The sequence below is a fragment of the Pyxidicoccus sp. M6 genome (genome assembly GCF_055568925.1).
Map to the genome: position 1 here is coordinate 2,210,891 of NZ_CM145714.1, position 17,287 is coordinate 2,228,177.

General features: G+C 70.2%; 19 protein-coding genes. 13 read left to right on the forward strand and 6 right to left on the reverse strand.

Going from position 1 to position 17,287, the window contains the following annotated elements:
- Nucleotides 1-90: 90 nt before the first annotated feature.
- From ACVTJA_RS09210 to hemG, 4 genes are all read right to left on the reverse strand, one after another.
- Nucleotides 91-873: a LytR/AlgR family response regulator transcription factor gene (locus ACVTJA_RS09210; protein ID WP_465835629.1), complete on the reverse strand. Its 783-nt coding sequence runs from the start codon at nucleotides 871-873 to the stop codon at nucleotides 91-93.
- Nucleotides 870-1,928 (reverse strand): sensor histidine kinase, encoded by a 1,059-nt coding sequence (locus ACVTJA_RS09215; protein WP_465835631.1) that lies wholly within the window; start codon nucleotides 1,926-1,928, stop codon nucleotides 870-872. The genes ACVTJA_RS09210 and ACVTJA_RS09215 overlap by 4 nt, the downstream gene beginning before the upstream one ends.
- 31 nt (nucleotides 1,929-1,959) lie before the next feature.
- Nucleotides 1,960-2,082, reverse strand: coding sequence for a hypothetical protein (locus ACVTJA_RS09220; protein ID WP_465835633.1), 123 nt, complete (start codon nucleotides 2,080-2,082; stop codon nucleotides 1,960-1,962).
- A 127-nt stretch (nucleotides 2,083-2,209) separates the two neighbouring features.
- Entirely contained in the window at nucleotides 2,210-3,607 is a 1,398-nt protein-coding gene (gene hemG / locus ACVTJA_RS09225) for a protoporphyrinogen oxidase (RefSeq protein ID WP_465835635.1), read from the reverse strand.
- Between the two features lie 160 nt (nucleotides 3,608-3,767).
- Between hemG and ACVTJA_RS09230 the strand changes: the two genes are divergently transcribed.
- Nucleotides 3,768-4,457 (forward strand): SDR family oxidoreductase, encoded by a 690-nt coding sequence (locus tag ACVTJA_RS09230; RefSeq protein ID WP_465835637.1) that lies wholly within the window; start codon nucleotides 3,768-3,770, stop codon nucleotides 4,455-4,457.
- Between the two features lie 53 nt (nucleotides 4,458-4,510).
- Here ACVTJA_RS09230 and pdxH read toward each other — a convergent pair whose 3' ends face one another.
- Nucleotides 4,511-5,095 carry a pyridoxamine 5'-phosphate oxidase gene (gene pdxH, locus ACVTJA_RS09235; protein WP_465835639.1) on the reverse strand — a complete coding sequence of 195 codons (585 nt, stop codon included), beginning with the start codon at nucleotides 5,093-5,095 and terminating at the stop codon, nucleotides 4,511-4,513.
- Nucleotides 5,096-5,172: 77 nt separating this feature from the next.
- Between pdxH and glgA the strand changes: the two genes are divergently transcribed.
- From glgA to ACVTJA_RS09250, 3 genes are read left to right on the forward strand one after another with little or no spacing between them, the layout of a single operon-like run.
- Complete coding sequence (gene glgA / locus ACVTJA_RS09240) at nucleotides 5,173-6,606, forward strand: glycogen synthase GlgA (protein ID WP_465835641.1); 1,434 nt, start codon at nucleotides 5,173-5,175, stop codon at nucleotides 6,604-6,606.
- A 35-nt stretch (nucleotides 6,607-6,641) separates the two neighbouring features.
- Nucleotides 6,642-7,559, forward strand: a complete 918-nt coding sequence (locus ACVTJA_RS09245; RefSeq protein WP_465835643.1) for a serine/threonine protein kinase — start codon at nucleotides 6,642-6,644, stop codon at nucleotides 7,557-7,559.
- 5 nt (nucleotides 7,560-7,564) lie between these two features.
- On the forward strand, nucleotides 7,565-8,059 hold the full coding sequence (locus ACVTJA_RS09250) for a hypothetical protein (protein WP_465835645.1): 495 nt from the start codon (nucleotides 7,565-7,567) through the stop codon (nucleotides 8,057-8,059).
- A 4-nt stretch (nucleotides 8,060-8,063) separates the two neighbouring features.
- Here ACVTJA_RS09250 and ACVTJA_RS09255 read toward each other — a convergent pair whose 3' ends face one another.
- A complete protein-coding gene (locus ACVTJA_RS09255; protein ID WP_465835647.1) occupies nucleotides 8,064-9,452 on the reverse strand; it encodes a hemolysin family protein in 1,389 nt (462 codons plus the stop codon).
- Nucleotides 9,453-9,506: 54 nt separating this feature from the next.
- Between ACVTJA_RS09255 and ACVTJA_RS09260 the strand changes: the two genes are divergently transcribed.
- The 9 genes from ACVTJA_RS09260 (at nucleotide 9,507) to ACVTJA_RS09300 (ending at nucleotide 17,264) form a co-directional block, all read left to right on the forward strand.
- On the forward strand, nucleotides 9,507-10,280 hold the full coding sequence (locus ACVTJA_RS09260) for a hypothetical protein (protein ID WP_465835649.1): 774 nt from the start codon (nucleotides 9,507-9,509) through the stop codon (nucleotides 10,278-10,280).
- 69 nt (nucleotides 10,281-10,349) lie between these two features.
- Entirely contained in the window at nucleotides 10,350-11,351 is a 1,002-nt protein-coding gene (locus ACVTJA_RS09265) for a hypothetical protein (protein WP_465835651.1), read from the forward strand.
- A gap of 98 nt (nucleotides 11,352-11,449) precedes the next feature.
- Nucleotides 11,450-11,914: a DUF4150 domain-containing protein gene (locus tag ACVTJA_RS09270; RefSeq protein WP_465835653.1), complete on the forward strand. Its 465-nt coding sequence runs from the start codon at nucleotides 11,450-11,452 to the stop codon at nucleotides 11,912-11,914.
- Between the two features lie 31 nt (nucleotides 11,915-11,945).
- Entirely contained in the window at nucleotides 11,946-12,485 is a 540-nt protein-coding gene (locus ACVTJA_RS09275; protein WP_465835655.1) for a DUF6484 domain-containing protein, read from the forward strand.
- An 18-nt stretch (nucleotides 12,486-12,503) separates the two neighbouring features.
- Complete coding sequence (locus tag ACVTJA_RS09280; protein ID WP_465835657.1) at nucleotides 12,504-13,835, forward strand: TIGR02270 family protein; 1,332 nt, start codon at nucleotides 12,504-12,506, stop codon at nucleotides 13,833-13,835.
- A 66-nt stretch (nucleotides 13,836-13,901) separates the two neighbouring features.
- Nucleotides 13,902-14,993, forward strand: coding sequence for a hypothetical protein (locus tag ACVTJA_RS09285; RefSeq protein ID WP_465835659.1), 1,092 nt, complete (start codon nucleotides 13,902-13,904; stop codon nucleotides 14,991-14,993).
- Nucleotides 14,990-15,865: an AHH domain-containing protein gene (locus ACVTJA_RS09290; protein ID WP_465835660.1), complete on the forward strand. Its 876-nt coding sequence runs from the start codon at nucleotides 14,990-14,992 to the stop codon at nucleotides 15,863-15,865. Before ACVTJA_RS09285 ends, ACVTJA_RS09290 begins: the two co-directional genes overlap by 4 nt.
- 12 nt (nucleotides 15,866-15,877) lie before the next feature.
- Nucleotides 15,878-16,459, forward strand: a complete 582-nt coding sequence (locus ACVTJA_RS09295) for an imm11 family protein (protein WP_465835663.1) — start codon at nucleotides 15,878-15,880, stop codon at nucleotides 16,457-16,459.
- 22 nt (nucleotides 16,460-16,481) lie between these two features.
- Nucleotides 16,482-17,264 carry a hypothetical protein gene (locus tag ACVTJA_RS09300; protein WP_465835665.1) on the forward strand — a complete coding sequence of 261 codons (783 nt, stop codon included), beginning with the start codon at nucleotides 16,482-16,484 and terminating at the stop codon, nucleotides 17,262-17,264.
- Nucleotides 17,265-17,287 lie beyond the last annotated feature (23 nt).

The window sequence follows — 17,287 nt, forward strand, 5'->3', positions numbered from 1 at the left end:
GGGACGACGGAGCTGCTGCGCTCAGCCTGTGTCCTCGGTGCCCGGCGAAGGCCGAGCGTACGTCGTGCGTACGCGAGGTGAGCTGCGCGCTCAGCCCTCGTCCTCGGCGCCCCGGCGGAGGCCGAGCATGCGCCGCAGCTCGCGCGCGGATTGGCGGCTCACCTCCACCGCGTGGCCCCGGACGGTGCGCGCCAGGTAGCCGCCCGTCTCCAGCGGCTCCAGCCGCGTGACGTGCGACAGGTTCAACAGCGCGCGCCGGTGCACGCGGTGGAAGCGCTCCGTGGGCAGCTTCTCCGCCAGCTCATTGAGCGTGAAGTCGGTGAGGAAGTCGCCCTGGCCGGTGAACACCGTCACCAGCTCGTCCTCCAGCGCCGCATGCGAAATCGTGTCCGGGTCCACCAGGACGATGCCCTGCCGTGTGGGAATGGGCAGCCGCCCCAGTCCACGCGCCGGAGTGGACGCAGGCGGCTTCTCGGCGCTGGCGGCCGGAGCCTCGCGGGCGGACTCCTCCAGCCGGGCCCGCGCGCGCTCCAGTGCCTTCTGCAGGCGCGCGGGCTCCACGGGCTTGAGCACGTAGTCCACGGCGCCGTGGTTGAACGCATCCACCGCGTGCTCCGCGTGGGCGGTGCAGAGGATGACGCGCGGGCGCCCCTCCGGCATCAGCGCGAGCGCATCCAGACCGCTCAAGCCCGGCATGTGGATGTCCAGCAGCACCACGTCCACGCCCCCGGCGCGCACGGCTGCGAGCACGGCCTCGCCGTCCGCGGCCTCGCCGCAGACCTCCCAGTCGGGGAAGGCGGCCAGCAGGCGGGACAGGCGCTTGCGGGCGAGCAGTTCATCATCGGCGACGAGGACGCGCAGGGGCGGGCTCACGTGAGGACTCCAGGCAGGGGGCCCGCGCGGGGCAGGGTGACGGTGACACGGGTGCGCTCGTTGGCGCTCGTGAGGGCGAGGCGGGCCTGGCCGCCATAGGCCAGGGCGAGGCGGCGCTCCACGGTGGGCAGGCCGGCGCTGCCCTCGCGGGGGCCCTTGGAGGCGCCGGGGTTCTCAATCGCCACCTCCACCTCGTCGCCGCGCACGGCGATGTCCAGCGACAGGCGGCCGCGGTGGCCGGCGGCGGGGCCGTGCTTCACCGCGTTCTCCGCGAGCGGCAGCAACACCAGCGGCGGCACCGGCACGTCGCCCACGCCGGAAGGAACGTTCATTCCGAGCTGGAAGAGGTCCGGGTCCCTGAGGAGGTGCAAATCGAAGAGGGTGCGGATGAGCTCCAACTCCTGCGCCAGCGGCCACGTGGCGCTGCGCACGCCGGCGAGCACGGAGCGGAGCATGGTGGACAGCCGCAGCACGGCGGCCTCGGCGACGGCGCCGTCCTCGCGGCACCACTCGGCGATGGCGTTGAGGGTGTTGAAGAGGAAGTGCGGGTCCAGGTGGCTGCGCAGCGCGAGCAACTGCGCCTGCTCCGCCTCCAGCGCGAAGCGCGCGGCGCGGGCCCGCTCACGCACCAGGCTCTCCTCGAAGCCGATGTCCCGGCCCAGGCCCCAGCCGCCCACGAGGAAGAGCGCGCCGCAGATGGCGAGGTTGATGCGCTGGGTGAGGAACGTGGGCCCCATGCCGAGCAGCTTCGGCAGCACGAAGCCCAAGGTGAGCACCACGCCGCTGCCCACGGTGCAGTACAAGAGCAGGCGGATGCCGCCGTGGCTCAGGTCCAACCCTTCCGGGAAGAGGAAGCGGTAGGTGACCGGCGCCACCGCCACGAAGAGCAGGCACATCAGCATGCCCAGGTAGATGGCCAGCGGCTCGCGGCTGAAGCGCGCCTGCGCGGCCACGAGCGGCGCGGCCACCAGGAGGATGGGCAACAACCTCCGGGGCTCCACGAGGGCTCGCCACGTGGCTCGGACGATGGAGGCTTCCTTCGACTTCTCCGGCATGCGCCAGCGGGAGCCTACCCCGCCGGGCGGCTCAGTGCGCGGGGCCCTCTTCCAGCTCGGTCTCCAGGACGTCCAGCAACATGCTGCCGGCGAGGACGATGGGGAAGAGGAGGATGGCGGCGAGGACGAGGACGGGGGAGGGGAGGGTAAGCATTGGGGGCTCCTGACTCCGGGAAGCATGCCTTCACAGTCTGACGTGTCTTCCTGGTCTACGCTGACGCCCCCGGCCCGAGCGGTCGCTACCTGACAACGAGCGGTCGCCCGAGCCATCTCCACGACGCCTACACGGCCTCGGCCGCCAGGGTTTCCGCGAGCTGCCCTCCGTTGCGGATGCAGTCGTTGATGCCCACGCCCTTGTAGGCATTGCCCGTCAGGTGGAGGCCCGGCCAGCGCTGGAGCGCCGCGTCGATGGACGACACGCGCTCCATGTGTCCCACGTTGTACTGGGGGATGCCGCGCGGCCAGCGGAACACCTGACTGAAGGACGGGGTCGCCGTCACCCCGGCGAGCGCCTTCAATTCCTCGCGGGCCAGCGCCACCAGGGCCTCCTCGTCCAGCTTCACCAACTCAGGCTGACGCGCCCCGCCCACCATGCACGTGTAGAGCACCCGGCCTCCCTCCACGCGGAAGGGGAACGTGGTGGACGCGTGGATGGTGCCCAACAGCCGCCGCCCTTCCACCCGGGGCACGAGGAAGCCGAAGCCGTCCGGCACCGGCGTCGTCCCCGCGTCGAAGCCCAGGTGCACCACGGCAATGGGCGCGTACTCGATTTCCGCCACCGCCGAGGCGAGCGTGGCATCCAGCGGCTGGAGCAGCCCCGTGGCCACGTGCGCGGGCACCGCCAGCACCACGTGCTTCGCGTGGAGCTCCGCACCGCGCCCGTGCTCGTTCACCTTGAGGCGCCAGCCGTCACCCGCGCGCTCCAGCCCCTCCACCGTGGCGCCCACGTGCGCCGCGTCGCCCACCGCCGCCGCCAGCGCGTTGATGAGCGTCTGCAGGCCGCCCTCGAACGAGCTCAGCGCGCCGCTCATCTTCGGCGGGGCCGCCGCGCCGCCCGTGGCTCCGGTGCCAGCGGGCAGGGCCTTGCGCGCGGCCTTCTGCGTGCGGATGGCGCCGAGGATGAGGCTGCGGTGCTCGCGCTCCAGCTTCACCAGGGGCGGGAAGGTGGCGGCCACGCTGAGCCGCTCCACGTCGCCTGCGTAGATGCCCGTCTGCACCGCGTCCAGCAGCACCTGTGTCGCGGTGCGTCCCAGGTGCCGGCGGCCGAAGTCCGCGAGCGACTCGTCGACGCCCTGCGGCGGGCGGCCGGTGAAGAGCTCGCCCATGACGCGCAGCTTCGCGCCGAAGGGGAGGATGTCCGAGCCGAGGAAGGCGGGCGGCGACGCGGGTACGGACCTGAGTCGACCCCGCGTGTACACATAGCGACGCTTCGCCGCCGCGTCGGCCGCGCGGATGCGACCTTCGAGGCCGAGCACCGTCGCGAGCTCGCGCGTGGCCGGCTCGCGGTCCAGGAAGCTGTTCGGCCCCTGCTCCACGAGGTACCCGCCTCGCGCATGCGTCCCCACCGCGCCGCCCAGCCGTGCCGAGGACTCCAGGAGCACGCAATCCCTACCGCGCGAGCGCAATCCGTGCGCCACGACCAATCCTGAAATCCCGCCACCCACGACAACGACAGTCATTGTGTTGTCCTTCCATGCTCAGTGCATTGAAACACCATCACGCAACCCCCACCCGGGAGGAGGGCCATCCGCCGACCACCGTGCACTCCGTATTCACACTCATCACTGCTCAACAGGCGCGTTTTGCCTGCACAGGGCATTCGGCGCGTTAATGCCTTTCATGCGCTACGTCATCACCGGGGCAAGTCGGGGAATCGGGCTCGAGTTCGTCCACCAGCTCCTGCGACGCGGGGACACCGTCGACGCGGGAGTTCGCTCTCCCGAGGGCGCGAGGCGGCTGGAGCCGCTGGCGCGCGAGGCGGGAAACCGCCTGCGCATCCACGCGCTCGACGTGGAGGACGACGCCAGCATCCGCTCCTTCGCCGCGGACGTCTGCGCCTCGCCGGTGGACGTGCTCATCAACAACGCGGGCGTGCCCGGCCTGTGGTGTGGCCTGACGGACGTGGACTACGTGGACATGGCGCGCACCTTCGCCGTCAACGCGCTGGGCCCGCTGCGCGTCACCACCGCGCTCCTGCCCGCGCTGCGCCGGGGCCGCGCGCGCAAGGTGGCGCATGTCAGCTCGCGCATGGGCTCCGTGGCGGAGAACACCGAGGGTGGAGCGTACGCGTACCGGATGTCCAAGGCGGCGCTGAACATGGGCGTGCGCACCCTGGCCAATGACTTGCGCCAGGAGGGCTTCACCACCGTGGTGCTCCACCCCGGCTGGGTGCGGACGGACATGGGCGGACCGCAGGCGCCGCTGCCGGCGCCGGACTCGGTGCACGGCATGCTGCGCATCATCGACGGCATGGGGCCGGAGCACACCGGCCACTTCTTCGACTACCAGGGCTCGGAAGTGCCCTGGTAGGGCGTGGGGCCCGCGCCGTTCCGCCGGAACCATGGCTGGAGCCATGGCGGGGCCTACGGGTACAGCATCTCCGTGCGCCATCCGTCCCCCTCGCGCAGGTAGACGTGCCTGTCGTGCAGGCGGCTGGGGCGCGCATGCCAGAACTCGATGCGGTCTGGCACCACGCGGAAGCCGGACCAGTGCGGCGGGCGGGGCACCTCACCTCCGGCATGGCGGGCCTCCACCTCCGCCACGCGCGCGTCCAGCACATCTCTCGAGGGTAGCGGCTGGCTCTGGAGGCTGGCCCAGGCGCCCACCTGGCTGCCGTGCGGCCGGCTGTGGAAGTACGCGTCCGCCTCCGCGTCGGACACGCGCTCCACCCGGCCCTCGATTCGCACCTGCTCTTCCAGTGGCGCCCAGTGGAAGCACAGCGCGGCGAAGGGGTGCGTGAGCAGGTCGTGTCCCTTGCGGCTGTCGAAGTTCGTGAAGAAGACGAAGCCGCGCGAGTCGAAGTCCTTCAGCAGCACCACGCGCGCGCTGGGGCGTCCGTCCTCGCCCACGGTGGCGACCACCATGGCATTGGGGTCCACGGGAACGGCCTTCTTCGCCCGCTCGAAGATGGCCGCGAAACGCTGGATGGGGTCTGATGGAATCTGCACGTTTGAAACATAGGGGACGAAACGCCCAGGTGCACGTTCGCGGTTGACTCATGCCTGCCACTCGTCAATGTGGGCCCATGAAGATTCTCTTCATCTCCTCGGAGGTGGCGCCCTTCTCCAAGACGGGAGGCCTGGGGGACGTGGCCGGGGCCCTGCCCGCCGCGCTCGCCGCGCTGGGCCATGACGTCAAGGTCGTCACCCCGCGCTACCGGGAGCTGCGAGACGCTTCCCGCCTCACTCCCACCGGCCAGTCCCTGATGGTGCGGCTCCCCATCGGTCAGGCGTCCGGCCCCATCCTCTCCGCGCGCCTCTCGGAGAACCTGGAGGTCCTCTTCCTGGAGAACGAGCACCTCTACGGCAACCGCGACGGCCTCTACGGCGACGCGTGGGGCGAGTTCGGCGACAACGCGTGGCGCTTCGCCTACCTCTCCGTGGGCGCGCTCCAGGCGGCGCAGCGGCTGCGCTTCGTGCCGGACATCGTCCACGCCAACGACTGGCAGACGGGGCTCGTCCCGGTGTCGCTGCAGCGCGGCTACCGCAACACGTCGCTCTCCCGCGCGAAGAGCGTCTTCACCATCCACAACCTGGCCTACCAGGGGCACTTCCCCAAGCGCGTCATGGACGAGCTGGGCCTGCCCTGGGATTTGTTCACCGCCGAGGACGGCCTCGAGTTCTACGACACGGTCAACCTCCTCAAGGGTGGGCTCGTCTTCTCCGACGCGCTCACCACCGTGTCCCCCACGTACGCGCGCGAAATCCAGGCGCCGGAGCAGGGCTACGGGCTGGACGGCCTGCTGCGCCGCCGCTCGCACCGGCTGCACGGCATCCTCAACGGCATCGACGCGCACGAGTGGGACCCGCGGACGGACCCCGTGCTGCCGGCCCGCTTCGGCCCGCGCGAGCTGGAGGGCAAGGCCGAGTGCAAGCGCGAGTTGCTGAAGCGCTTCGGGCTGCCGGACGGGGACGCGCCGGTGTTCGCCATCGTCAGCCGGCTGGCGTGGCAGAAGGGCATGGACCTGCTGCTCGACGTGCTGCCCACCGCGCTCCAGGCGGACATCCGCTTCGTGGGCATTGGCAGCGGGGAGGGGCCGCTGGAGGACGGGCTGCGCGCGTTGCAGGCCCGTTACCCCAAGCAGGTGGCCGTGCACCTCGGCTTCGATTCGGCGCTGTCCCACCTGGTGGAGGCCGGGGCGGACTTCTTCCTCATGCCCAGCCGGTACGAGCCGTGCGGGCTGAACCAGATGTACTCGCTCCGCTACGGCACGGTGCCCATCGTCCGGGCCACCGGGGGGCTGGTGGACACCGTGGAGGGGGGGCTGGAGGGGACCGGCGTCCTCTTCGAGGCCTTCCATCCGGCCGCCCTCCTGGCGGCCATCCGCCGGGCCCTGGCCCTCTACGCGGACCCTCCCCGGCTGACGGAGTTCCGGCGCCGGGGCATGGAGAAGGACTTCTCCTGGAGTGCTTCCGCCCGGAAATACGAGTCCGTCTACGCCGGCCTCATGGCGGAATAATGGGTGCGGACGGAAATTCGCAGTAGGATTGAGACGTGGCGGAAGCTCCGGACCTGGGCGGTTACGAGGTGGTCGGCCGGTTGGCTGTCGGCGGCATGGCGGAGGTGTACCAGGCGCGTGCCCGGGCCACCACGCAACGCTCGCCGGGCGAGCCGGAAGAAGTCGTCATCAAGCGGCTGCACCCCTCGTTCCGCAGCGACACTGCGTACGTGAAGGCCTTCGTCGACGAGGCGAAGCTGACGGTACGGCTGCGCCATCCGCACATCGTCCGGACGTACCGGCTCTTCAAGGCGGGGCCGGACTACCTCATGGTGCAGGAGCTCGTCAGTGGCCGGACGCTCGGCTACATGCAGGAGCTGCTCATCAAGGCCGGCGCGGCCATGCCGCCCGAGTCCGCCTGCTACATCGCCTGGTGCCTGCTCAAGGCGCTCGACTACATCCACCGGGCGAAGGTGGGGGAGAACGGCGCCACCATCGTCCACCGCGACCTGAATCCGGCCAACGTGCTGCTGGGCATCAACGGCGACGTGAAGCTGACGGACTTCGGCGTGGCGGAGGTGGAGGGGATGATGCGCGGGGACGCGGGCGCGCTGCGCGGCACGCTGCCGTACATGAGCCCGGAGCAGGTGCTGGGCCAGCCGGTGGACGCGCGCACGGACTTGTTCGCGCTGGGCGTCATCCTCTGGGAGCTCTGGGCGAACCGCCGGCTGCACTCCGGGGAAAACGAGGCGGAGCTGATGCACAAGGTGCGTGACGCGCGGGTGCCGCTCCTGTCGTCGCTGGCGCCGGACCTGCCGGACTACGCGGTGCAGGTGACGCGCAAGGCGCTCTTCGCGGACCGGGCGCGGCGCTTCCAGACGGCGGCGGAGTTCATCAAGGCGCTCGAGGCACTGTCGAAGCGCGCGGGCTGGCCGCTGACGGTGGAGGCGCTCCAGCCTCTGCTGGGTGGGTGAGGCCTGTGCGCAGGACCGCGCTGGCGCTGCTGTGCGGTGGCGTCCTCTCCGGATGCCTGGGCTCGGTGCCCTTCCGGCCGCGCGCGTACGACGAGGCCGTGCGCGTGGAGGCCGTCGCGGTGGACTTCCGGCCGGACGGCTCGGGCGTGTTGGATTTGGCGCTCCAGGTGACGAACCCGTCCTCGGACGCGGCCAGCGTGTCCTCGGTGGACTTCGAGCTGCGGGTGGACGGGCGGCGGGTGGCGTCGGGCGCGCAGCAGGTGGCGGTGGCGCTGACGTCGGAGGAGGGGGCCATGCCCCTGCGCGTCCTCTTCCCGCTCGCCAGCGAGCCCACCACCGGAGCCTCCACCAGCGGCGCGGACCCGGAGACCCGCGAGGTGCGCGTCACGGGCGGCGTGGTGCTGCGCTTCGGCGGCACGGAGCGGCGCGCGCCCTTCGACGACACGCGCACGCTGCCCCTGTCCCACGTGCCCCCGCTGAATGGCCCCGAGGGGGACTGACACCTCAGGGCTTCGCCGTCACCGCCGGCTCCACGCGCGGCTCTCGGGGGCCGGGCTCCTTGCCGTCGCGCGGCTCGCGGCCGTCCTTGCCGTCGCGGCCGTCCTTGCCCGCGGAGGACTTCAGGCGGGACATGCGCACGCGGTCGATGCGCGGCCCCTCCTTGGAGGCCACCACGAACTGCCAGCCGCTGTACGTGAAGCGCTCGCCCACGTCCGGCAGGTGGCCGGCCAGCGACGACAGGAAGCCGCCGAGCGTGTCGAAGTCGCCCTCGGGGAGCGGGAAGCCGAAGGCCTGGGTGAAGGCATCCACCTCCAGCGCGGCGTCCACGAGGAAGCTGCCGTCGGCCATCTTCTCGACCTGCTTCTCCTCCACCTCGAACTCGTCGCCGATGTCGCCGACGATTTCGCGCAGGATGTCCTCCAGCGTGACGATGCCCATGAAGCCGCCGTACTCGTCGACGACCATGGCCATGTGAATCTTCCGCTTCTGCATGTCGCGGAGCAGGTCGCCGATGGGCTTCATCCACGGCACGAAGTGCGCGGGGCGGATGATGTCCTGGAGGACGATGAGCTCCGGGTGCTGGAGCAGGGGGATGATGTCGCGCGCGTGCAGCACGCCGATGATGTGGTCCACGTCGTCGCGGTAGACGGGGATGCGCGAGTGGTTCTCCTCGGCGAGCAGCCGCAGCAATTCGTCCGTGGAGACGGTGCTGTCCACCGTGACGACTTCCGTGCGCGGCACCATGACGTCGCGGCAGCGCTTGTCGGACAGCTCGAAGATGGAGCGGATGAGCTGCGGGGCGCTCTTGTCCACCTCGTTCTTCGCGGCCTGCGCGGCGAGCAGCTTCTCCAATTCCTCCAGCGGCGGGGGCGGGGGCTCGAAGCGCAGCGTGCGGCCGAAGGTGCGGGCCATGAGGTTGAGCACGCCCAGCGTCAGGCGCATGGGCGGGTAGAGCAGGAACACCAGCAGCGACACGATGCCGGACAGCCGCAGCGCCCAACGCTCCGGGTTGGCGTTGGCGAGGCCGCGCATGGTGACTTCCATGAGGCTGGCCAGCACGCCCACGAAGAGGGCGCCCGCGGCCACGGTGGCCACGGGCAGCCAGGCGGCCTCTCCGTACCGGGTCATGTCCAGCATGCGGGGTGGGACGAAGGCGCCAATGGCGGCGGCGAGGAAGCCGCTCAGCAGCGTGCCCAGGCGCAGCGCGGTGGCGGTGGCCTCGCGGTTCGTCTTGTGCCGGAGCACCCGGCGGCTCGCCGCGCCGGGCTGTGACTCCGCCAGCTCCTGGGCGCGCAGGTCCGACGTCCCGTACAGGGCGGACTCCGCGGCGGCGACCAGGGCCCGGGTGAAGCACAACGCCAGGCAGGCGACCCAGAGGGTCCAGGTAGGCATAGAGCCACTCTCTTATCCCGTGCTAGGGGTACGTACCACCCCGCCGGAGCACCCATGTCCGCTCGGATGTACGCCGTTGGAGCACTCCTGGCCCTCCTCGTCCCGGCCCTGTCCGGCGCCTGGCCGGTGGACCTGTCCGTCCCGCTGGAGCCTGGAAAAGAGCACTTCCACAAGCTGGCCACCGTGGATTGGGTGGAGGTGGAGGACACCTCCGTGGCCACGGCGGAGCTGCTCCCGGGCAGCAACGAACTGTTGCTCACCGGGCATTCGACGGGACGGACGCTCCTCCTCCTGTACGCCGAGGGGCGCTTCGCGGTGTGGCGTCTCACGGTGGGCTCGCCGCCGCCGGAGGACGTCGCGTCCCGGCTGGCCGCCGCGCGCAAGGCGTGTCCGGACCTGAAGACGACGGAGGGCGGGGAGCGAGGCCTGTCCGCCACGGTGAAGGACACCGCGTGCCGCACGGCGCTGATGGAGCTCTTGCGCACGGATGCGTACGTGGCGCGCGAATTGGAGCTCACGTTCGACATGCCGGTGCTGCAGGAGCAGCTCGCGTCGGTCGTCTCGGGGCTCCAACCCCTGGGGTTGGAGGCGCGCTACAGCGGCGCGGGCATCGTGCTGTCGGGCACGGCGACGCCGGAAGCGCACCACCGCGCGCTGTGGGAGCTCTTCCGCCGCTCCGTGGGGCGCGTGCCGCTGAATGACGAGGTGGAGGTGAAGGCCCCCGAGGCCCCCGCGGCGGCGCCGGATGCGGGGCCGGCCGTGAAGGCGGAGCCGCCGGTCCAGGTGGAGGTGCTGCCTCCTCCGAAGAAGCGCAAGCGCAAGCCCTGAGCGAGCGGCACCCCGCGTGGGCGTCTTGAGGTATGACGGCGCTCGGTCTTTTGCGAGGGGAGGAGTCCGATGATGTCCGCGGTCCGGCTGACTTCGCAGGCGCTGGTGGTGGGCCTGTCGCTACTCACGCCCCTGGGCGCGTTCGCGCAGGATGACGGCGAAGCGACGGTCATCCCAATGGAGGAGGCCGACCGAGGCTGCCCGGCGAAGCCGGACGTGGTGCCCTTCACCTCGCGCGCGCTGGTGGGGCTGTCCGGCTCGGGCTGGCTGGTGCACCAGGCCATCATCCCTCCGGCGAAGGACACGTACTTCCGGGGCGGCGAGGCCGACCGCGCCGGCGTGAAGCTGGTGCCTCCGGAGGACGTGAAGCGGCTGGGTGCGCCGGACCCGAAGGTGCCGCTGTGGGTCTTCGGCAAGGCGGACACCCAGGCGTGCCGAGCGACGCCCACGACATGGTGGGCGGTACGGATGGGCACGGACGAGGACCGCAAGACGTACCTCATGGCGGAGCTGGAGGTGGGGTGCGATTTGCTGCCCCCGGGCCGCCTGTCGGGCACGCCGGTGGCGCTGCGGCAGAAGGACGCGCCCACCGGGTGCAAGCTGCGCCGGGCCAACGACAATGAGACGGGACGCGCGGGCGTGGGCATGCCGCTGGAGGTGTTGGACTTCGTGCCCACGCGCGAGTGCGAGGCGCCCGACTGCACGCGGCTCTGGGAGAGCTTCGGCAGCAAGTGGGATGACGGCAGCTCGGTGACGGACCTCACCGTGTCGTGGATGGACCGCAAGGGGCGGAAGGACCCCTGTGAATGGCAGACGGAGGACTTCTCCATCCTGCTGCTGCGCCCGCCCAACGCGCTGGCGCCGATACCTCTGAAGCCCGCGGGTGCGTTCTTCGGCGCGTTCCACGACAGCACCGGCCTGCGCACCGTGCTCAGCCGCCAACTGGGCGTGGTGTACGTGCACGATGTGGCGAAGCTGAAGGCCGCGCCGAAGCAGGTGCGCTACGCCAGCCCTACTGAAGAAGACCTGCTCACCGCGAAGCGCACGCTGTCGCCGTGCAAGACGCGGTGAAGAGCAGCAGGCGCCCGCCGTGTTGAAGATGCGGGTGGTTTTCGTCACACTTCCCCAACCTGAAAAGGGCCGTGTTGATGCAACGGCAGGGGGGCGCGATGGCGAATACGGTCGGCGTCAACAAGATGTCCGTGGTCACCAAGGACTCCAGCGGGGTGACGGTGGCATTTCCCGATGTCTGCAAGACGCCGAGTCCCGGCGGCCCCATTCCCCTCCCGTACCCCAATATCGCGAAGTCCTCCGACACCGCTCAGGGCAGCAAGTCCGTGACGGTCGAGGGCAACCCCCTGTGCGTGAAGGACTCCAACTTCAGCACCAGTACCGGCGATGAGGCGGGGACGGCCGGTGGGGGAGTCGTGTCCGGAAAGACGAAGGGCAAGGCCGAGTTCGTCAACTTCTCCTTCGACGTGCAGGTGGAGGGGAAGAACGTGGCCCGTGCCATGGACCTGATGCTCCACAACGACAAGAACACGCTTCCTGCTCCGCTCATGCAGCCACCCGTGGTTGCGTTCGGCAAGGGCACGGGCAGGTGCAACTGCCTGGTCTGTGACAAGGAAATGTAGAAGCGGCCGGGAGCCGGTCGTAGGGGGGCACGTGGCCACACATGAGCGGGATGCCGGGCGTCCTCCGGCCGAGTTGGAAGAGCAAATCCTCGGAACACGGGTCGGCTGGGTGGTGGGCCAGGGTCGGCAGGGCACGGTGCAGGTGGACTTCGAAGGCAACCGCCTCGGTCCCCTGGAGGCCCGGCTCACGATTGCCGTGGAGGGGGCCACGCTGAAGCGGGCCATCGAGCAGCGTCAGGGCGCGGTCCTCTGCTTCGAGCGGGGGGCGCCCTCGCAGCCCATCGTCCTGGGCCTTCTCCAGATGGCAAGCGAGACGCCCTTGCTGGACGAGCTGCTGCAACCCGCGTCATCAGGAGCGGCGGACGCCGAGGCCCCCGAGCTCATCGCCAATGGGAAGCATTTCTCCCTGGCCAGGCTGCTGGGCGGAACCCCGGATGAAATTGAGCTGCGCTGCGGCAAGGCGAGCCTCGTCCTCCGGCGCAACGGTCAGGTGCTGCTCAGGGGCGACAACGTGCAGGTCGACGCCGAGCAGGTCCTCCGCCTGCGTGGCGGCAAGACGCAGATCAACTAGGCGCGCAGGGATGGATTGATGGCCGTGTCTCCACAGCACCTCTCGCTCCCCATCTCCTGGGACATGCTGGAGGCGCACCTCGACGAGTCCTGCTTCCTCTGGGGGAAGTGGCGGCTCGCCCTCGTGTCTCCGGACCATGTCCTGGAGGAGGTGGCCGTGTTGGAGGGCAGGCTCCTGGCCCACGTGGATGCGCTCGTCCTCGCGGGAGCGAAGGCGGCGGACCGGCTGCTGGTACCCGCGCTCGGTCAATGTGACGAGCCGGGCAGGGGGGAGTGTGGCGCGCTCGCACTGCTCCTCCAGGAGGCGCAGCCCGAGGTGGGGGTGCGGAGTGTGCTCCAGGTCTTCCTGGAAGGGGAGGACGGCCCGCGTGACGGCATCAGGCGAGCCCTGCGGCTCTTCAGGGGAGCGGAGTTGGAGAGCCGGCTGCGCTCCCTGCTGGAGTCCGCGCTTCCTCCTCCGGTGCTCGCAGCGGTCCTCGATGTGCTGGGGGCCTGGCGCGTGGACCCGGGGGCCCGGCTGGCTGGCTTGCTGACGCACGAGGCCCCCGAGGTGCGGGCCGCTGCGTTCCGCTGCGTGGGCGTGCTTCCTGGACGTCTTCCCGACGCGGCCCTGGCGCTCGGCCTGCGCTCCGCGTTGACGGAGGTGGGGGCGGCCGCCTTGGAAGCGGGGCTGACCGGGGGCAGTCGGCTGGCATGGCTGGAGTGCCGCCGGCAGGTGGCGGAGCGCGGGCCCCTGCGTGGGCTGGCGATGCAGGCCCTGGCCATCGCGGGCGGGGCCCAGAACCAGCGCCTGCTCCTCGAAGCCCTGGATGACCCACTCACCCGGGCCGAGGCCACGAGGGCGGTGGGGCTGCTCGGCACGGTGGATGCTGTCCGGGCCTGCCTGTCGCTGATGCGGGAGAAACGCTGGGCACCGCTGGCGGCGGAGGCATTCTCGATGGTGACCGGGCGGGTGATGGAGCCTGCCGCCGAAGCGCGGGAGTCCGCGACGGGAGATGAGGAGGCGGGCCTCGAGACGTCCCCGACGGAGTACGACGCCGAAGCGGACCTGCCCAGGCCGGACGTCGCCGTGGTCGAGGCGTGGTGGGCGGAGCACGCGAAGCGTTTCGAGCCCACTGCTCGCTATGTCCATGGCCAGCGCCTCGGGCAGGTGGCGCTGCTGGATGCCCTGCGGGACGCGTCCATGTATCGTCGGCGGTCGCTCGCACGGGTGCTGGAGGTGCGAACCCAGGGGGAAACGGGGCTGAGCCCCGATGCGTGGACGCGGGTGCAGCGTGCGCAGCTCGAGGCCGCGCGCCGGCTGCCCGCGTTGCGCTTCTCCCGCTCGCTGGAGGGCGGCGCTCATGGCTGACAAGGCATACGTCGATGGCGTAGGCGCGCGGGGGCTCCCGTGAAGGTGCTCGTCGGAGGAGTGGGGATGGCCTCCTGTCTCGGGCCGGCGCTTCCTGCCTGTGCCGCATTCCGGGCCAACCTGTTGCGTCCCTCCTCCGCCCTGGAGACCGAGCTCGCCCTGCCTGGAGACGAGGTGCCTTGGCCGTTGACCGTGTGTGCCCTGCCAGTGGCAACGTTCGGCTTCACGGGAGTCGGCAGGCTCGTCGCGCTCGCGTGCGAGGTGCTCAAGGACCTGGGGGCCCGCTTGGCTCTGGAGGCACTCGGGCCGGAGACGGGCCTCTACCTGGCGCTTCCGGACCCCTGGGAGCGCGGACTGGACCTGGGCGAGCCGGATGACACGGCGGCGCGGCGCATCGAAGTCCTGGGGACGCGCGTGCTGGACACCAGCCTGCGCAACCTGGGGCTGGGCTGGAAGGGGCCGCGACGCTTCTTCGGCGGCGGCAATGTGGCCTACGCGCAGGCGCTGCACGCGGCCCATACCGAGTTGCTGCGTCACGGGCTGCGCTCGTGCGTGGTGATGGGGCTGGACTGTCTGGTCGAGGAGTCGACGCTCCAGGTCCTCGCGAACGACGCGCGGCTGAAGACGCCGGACCAGCCGGTGGGGCTGACACCCGGAGAGGCGGGCGCCGCGCTGTTCGTGACGCTCGACGGGCCAGAGCCCTCGCCCCGGGGGGCGGCCCGCGTCGTGCTGCACGGGGTCCGGCTGGGGCAGGAGCTTTACCCGCGAGGCTCGGACAGGCCTTCGGATGGGCGGGCGCTGGCGGAGTGCGCGCGAGAGGTGCTCGCGGCGGTGGGCCCGGTCGGGGCGCCGCCGCTGCTCGTGAGCGACCACAATGGCGAGGAGGTTCGCGCCCGGGAGTGGGGGATGGTGCTGCTACGACTTCGCGAGTTGGCTGCGGCTCTGGCCGGCCCCCCGGCGTGGTATCCGGCCATTGGCTTCGGAGACGTGGGGGCTGCCACGGGAGGCGTCGCCGCCTGCGTGGCTGTCCGGGGCCTGCAACGCGGGTATGCGCCCTCGTCCACCTGCCTCATCCTTTCCAGCGCGGACGACGCCGGACGAGCAGCCATTCTTCTGGGGGCCGAGCCTCCACCACCGTCCAGGGGAGCTGTTCCATGACGACCGATGACTCCCGGCACAACCCGAACACGGAACTGGCGCGTCGGCTCAACGCCATCTTCAAGAGTGGCCTGGCCCGGAAGGCGGCGGCGCGGACGGCGGCCCAGGAGGAAGCGAAGAAGAGCAAGTCGAAGAAGAAGAAAAAGGCGGCGGAACCTCCGCCTCCCGACGGGCACCTGGACCCCAACGCGCCGCTGAATGGCGTGCTGACCAAGGGCGACAACTACGCGCGTCGCGGCTACACGTACCTCAAGGCGCAGGACGGCCGGGGCGTGTACCGCAACTTCAGCCATGCCCACCTGGATGAGATTCGGGACATGGTGAAGGAGCGGGCGGAGTTCCCCGAGGGGCCGAAGGAGAACTTCAACCCCACCTACGAGCAGCAGTACCCGTACGCGTGGAAGGCCCACCACATGCTGCCGGGCTCGGCCTTCTATTACGAGATGAAGGACGGCAAGCCTGCGTTCACGTACAAGCAGCTTCGTTTGATATTGATGTCTGATTACAACATCAACCACGGGCACAACATCATCAACCTGCCCGCGGAGGACTGGGCCGTTCCGGTCCACTCCCTCATCTGCCATCCCAGCGACCACGAGACGTACACGCTGAAGGTCATGGATGAGATGCGGAAGGTGTCCAAGGACCTGCAGGAACTCATTGATACTCAGAAGCCGCACGGCAATCTTCCGGAGCTTGTCTTCGAAGAGCTGAAAAAGCTGGAGGGTCGTTTCTGGAATTTCCTGGTCAAGCTCAGCCGGGCCCTCGTTGCCGCCAAGGTCGCTGGGGTGCGGTATGTGGGACCCGGCTCCGAGCATGTGAGGTACGCCAACAAGGACGGCGGTACCTACGAGTGGGGCAGCCTCTGGTAGGAAGCCAAACGCATGAACTACTGGGTATTGAAGGCGGAGTCAGCGGATGGGGCCATCATCGACGCGCTGCCCAAGGACAGCCCCACCAACTGGAAGTTCAGCAAGGGCGAACCCCTGGGGCGGCAATTCCCGGCGGGAGGGAAGGTCTCGTTCTCCGACCACTTCCCGAATCGGCGCAAGGTCTACGACTTCGTGCGCAACACGGTGGGCGTGCTGCTGGTGTCCTCGCGAGTGAAGGGGGTGTTGGGGGGGGTGCACGTGGACAACGTGGAGTTCCTGCCCGTCACCCTGTGCGACCACCAATGGAATCCGGTGGCGGAGGGCTACGGCATCCTCAACGTGCTCGGCTCCCAGGACGCCATCGACATGAAGAAGTCGGAGTACGAAACCAGCGCCATCTCCGGTGACATCAGTCATGTCAGCAACCTGGTGCTGGCGAAGGACAAGATCGACCCGAAGGCAGACCTGTTCCGCGCCCGGAACATGATGGAGCTCATCCTCATCTCGGACCGGGTGCGAGAGGCCTTCACCCAGGCAGGGCTGACGGGGTTCAAGGCGCACCCCGCCGAGGGCTTCGACGACATGTTCGCCTGAGCACCGGACGGAAGGAGACGGCGTGGCAAAGCTCGCAGCACTTCGGGAGGACTCGGCACGCGCCATTCAGCAACTGATTCGTCGGGTCGCATCCACCGCGGAGCGTGATGCGCTCGTCCGGGACGTGGATGAGCTCTGTCTTCACTTCCATATCGTCGCCGTGGCTACCCTGCTGGTGGACGGCAATCCGCAGGGCTTCTTCCTCAACCTCTGCCGGGCCGCAGAGAACTGGCGGCGGCTGCTGAAGCACCTTCAGCTCAAGGCGCTGCCCCTGCCTCCCTCCCGGTACACCGCGCCCCTGCTCGGGGCCGCTGCCGCAGGTGCCTGGGACCTGGCCCGGCAGGTGGCGGAGCTGTCGGAGACGCGCTGGCTTCCCGAGGAGGAGTACCGCACCGAACATGCGCGGGCCCAACTGCTCCATGCCCTGGTTGCTCCTGGGACGCGGGAAGCCGTCCTCCCGAAGCTCGAAGCCCTGGAGACGCTCGGCGGCGAGGAGGGTGCCGACCTCGTGGCCTGTGCCGGGGCCCTGCTGGACGGGGATGGCGCGGCCTTCACCGAGGCCTTCCGGCACGCGGTGCTCGTCCACGGCGAGGACGTGGAGAAGCGCGCGAAGCTGTTCACGACGCCGGTGACACGCTTCGCGCCCCGGCGGGCCATCTGGATGGAGGGGCTCGCACTGCTCCGGCTCGCCGAGCGTGCCGGAATAGCGCCCTTCGAGGAGCACTTCCGGTATTGCCCGCCGCTGGCCCGCCTGCCCATGACGGAGACCTATCGGGGGGACTGGGTCATCTCCCTGGCAGGGTGAACGTCCGCGACGCGGCCACCCGG